3 protein-coding genes are annotated in these 2,929 nt (G+C 70.5%); 1 reads left to right on the top strand and 2 read right to left on the bottom strand.

The features are described 5' to 3' along the window. A partial coding sequence (locus tag FVW27_RS12165) for a YceI family protein (protein WP_167125497.1) occupies positions 1-661 on the top strand: 661 nt, incomplete at its 5' end. Positions 662-872: 211 nt separating this feature from the next. Here FVW27_RS12165 and FVW27_RS12170 read toward each other — a convergent pair. Continuing rightward, a complete protein-coding gene (locus tag FVW27_RS12170) occupies positions 873-1,205 on the bottom strand; it encodes a PilZ domain-containing protein (RefSeq protein WP_167125499.1) in 333 nt (110 codons plus the stop codon). Between the two features lie 169 nt (positions 1,206-1,374). Continuing rightward, positions 1,375-2,328 (bottom strand): tetratricopeptide repeat protein, encoded by a 954-nt coding sequence (locus FVW27_RS12175; RefSeq protein ID WP_167125500.1) that lies wholly within the window; start codon positions 2,326-2,328, stop codon positions 1,375-1,377. Between the last annotated feature and the right edge of the window lie 601 nt (positions 2,329-2,929).

The raw sequence follows: 2,929 nt of genomic DNA on the forward strand, positions 1-2,929 counted from the left end.
GCGCTGGTTTGCGGGCGGGCTGGAGGCATGGTGCGCTGCAGGCCTGCCGCTGGAGGGCGGCGCGCCCCATGCCCGACCGGATGCGCACCCGCCGGTGGTCATGCCCGACGGCCAGTACGCGCTGGACGCGGCGGCATCCGTCATCCGCTGGACAGGCCGCAATGACAACGGCGCGCACCACGGCACCGTGGACTGCGCCGGGGGATCGCTGTCCTTCTCGGGCGGGCACGGCTCGGGCGGCCTGCGCATCGACATGCGGTCCATCCGCGATCTGGATATTGCCGACGATACGCTGCGCCCGGTGCTGGAAGCGCATCTGGCCTCGGACGACTTCTTCTTCACCGCCCTGTTCCCGCAGGCCACGCTGGAGGGCATGGCCCTCACGCCGCTGCCTTCTGCCACGGCCACAACGCCCAACTACAGGCTGACGGGGCAGTTCCGCCTGAGGGGCGTGCACAAAAGGCTGGCCCTGAACGCGGCGGTGCGCCTCATCGGCGATGCGGGCGGACTGGCCCTGGCCGGGCACTGCGACCTGGACCGCACCCGCTGGGGCGTGCTCTACGGCTCTGCCCGGTTTTTCCGGCACCTGGGCTACCACCGGGTGGATGACGCCATTTCGCTGGATTTCCGGCTGGTGTACGCACCTGCCGGGAGCCGATGACGAAACGGAGCAACGGTTTGCAACGGCACGACAGCAACGGCCGGGCGGAAAACCGCCCGGCCGCTCGCGTTCGTTACGGAGAAGGGGAAAAGAGGCGGCGGACCACCCGGAGAGACCGCAGACGGACCGCGCGGGGCAAGGCGGTCATCCTGCCGGGGCCGCTGGTGCCGACCAGACACAGGCGGCCCGAACCCGCGGCAATCCGAGCGGTTCAGCAGACCTCGTCCAGCATGTCCAGGATGTCGTCCACGTTGAAGGGCAGTACGTCGTCGAAGCAGACGCCCGCCTGCACGCCGCTGCACCAGGCCACCCGGCCCTGCGTCCCTTCCAGGGCACCGGCAAGGGCCTTGGGCACCTCCACCAGGCTCACCACCTCGCCAAAGGGCAGCCCTTCCGTTGCGCAGAAGGGGGGCAGTTGCAGCATCACCCCACCCGCGCTGATGTTGCCGAGCATGCACGGCAGGTCTCCGGTGTCGCGGCGCAGGGTGACGAAGCAGGGGCAGTCCAGTTGCAGCCGGGGAAAGACGCGACGGTCATCGCTCATGATTTCTCCTTGCCGGATGGGCCGCGGGGCCATGCCGCCGGGGCCGGGTGCTGCGGCGATGCCGCCATGATTCGTCAGGATGCCGTCGTGGCGCAGCCATGCCCCCGCGAGACGAGGGCGCGACATTCGCACGGCATGGCTGCCCCGCTCCGCGCGGGGCCGGGAATCGTCAGGCGCCTGGGGAGCCCGACGCCGAGGCGTCCGGCTCCGACGCAGCCGGTGCCGCGTCATCCCCACCGGCATCGTTCGGGCCAGCATTGTTCGGCATCTCGCCCCCATCCGATGCGCCGGAGCGTATCCCGGTCAGGACGAAACGCAGAAACTGCTCGGCCACGGCCAATCCCGGATTGGCCTCCAGCGCGCGGCGCAGGCAGTCGGCGGCCTTCTCGGACCGTCCCGTTTCGTAATACACCCGTGCCAGGTTGAACAGGATGCGGTCTTCCTGTCCGCTCACGGCCAGGGCGCGCTCGTAGTAGTATTCAGCCGCCGCGTAGTCGCCGCGCCTGCGCAGGCCGATGGCCACCCCGGCCACGCGGTTCTGGAACTCGGGCGCCATGCGCAACCGGCACATGCCCTCCAGCATGGCCCGCAGGTCGGGCACGTCGTGGGCACGGGGCATCAGCCCCGGCCTGCCCCGCAGCACGGCCAGCAGGCCTTCCAGCACGCGCTGCTGGTCGAAGGGCAGGGCCAGCGGGCTGAACTGCTCCACCGAAAAGGGCGCGTCGGTCGGCAGGTCGTCGATGTAGGCGGCCAGCGCCTCTGCCGCCGGACGGATGAACTTTTCGTAGCATTCCGCGTCGGGCAGGAAGTGCTCGATGAAATCGGCCTCCGGCAGTTCCTTCACCAGGCCTGAGGGCAGGTGCATGTCGGTCAGCGGTTGCAGAATGTACCGCCCGCCTGTTGCCTGACCTGCCTGGCCTGCCCCCGCCGCCAAGCCTGCCCGGTCTGCCAGGCCTGCCCGATCTGCCAGATCTGCCAGATATGGCACGGCGGAGCCCTCCGTCCCGTCCGCCTGACAGGCCGCCAGCCAGTAAATCTTCTGCGAAACTTCCCTGCTCGTGGTGCCCATGCCCGTGCGCTCGGTGCGCATGGAAACGTACACTCCCAATACCTGCGGCACCATGTGCCCCCCTTCCTGCGCGGGTCTGGCCGCCTGTTCGGACTGGTCCCGCCGGACCAATCTGACCGGCGCCTTCCATGGTCCCCGGTGGCGGCATGCCGTTCCCCGGAGCAGTCCGTGCCACCGCGCGATCCCGATTCTTCACGGGGTGATGGCATGACGCGCCCCGCCGCGTCAATGAGACTTGGGCATGCCCCGAAGAAAGGCATGATGCTTCCGGCGCGTCCGGCACCTTCCGCTTCGTCCCCCCCCACACCCGCCACACTCCGCAGCCATGCGCAAACCCGGCCCGAACCCTTGGCGCGGCGCCTGAAATGATGCATGATGGGGACGGACCAGCAGCCATCGGATGCCCCGCCCTCCACCGGCCAACGCTCGGCATGCGCCGCCCACCGGCACCTGTCACGAGCGGACCGCCAAACCGGGCCGCCCCAATGCCGGAACGTTCCGGCCCCAGGCGCCCGCAAGGCCCCCGAAAGCCCCGCAGGCCGCGGGTAGCCCAGCAGGTTGTCATGACGTCCGAACAGCCCCCCCCCCCCCCCCCCCCCCCCCCCCCCCCCCCCCCCCCCCCCCCCCCCCCCCCCCCCCCCCCCCCCCCCCCCCC

Origin of the sequence: Nitratidesulfovibrio liaohensis (genome assembly GCF_011682075.1) — a bacterium.
Classification (GTDB): domain Bacteria; phylum Desulfobacterota; class Desulfovibrionia; order Desulfovibrionales; family Desulfovibrionaceae; genus Cupidesulfovibrio; species Cupidesulfovibrio liaohensis.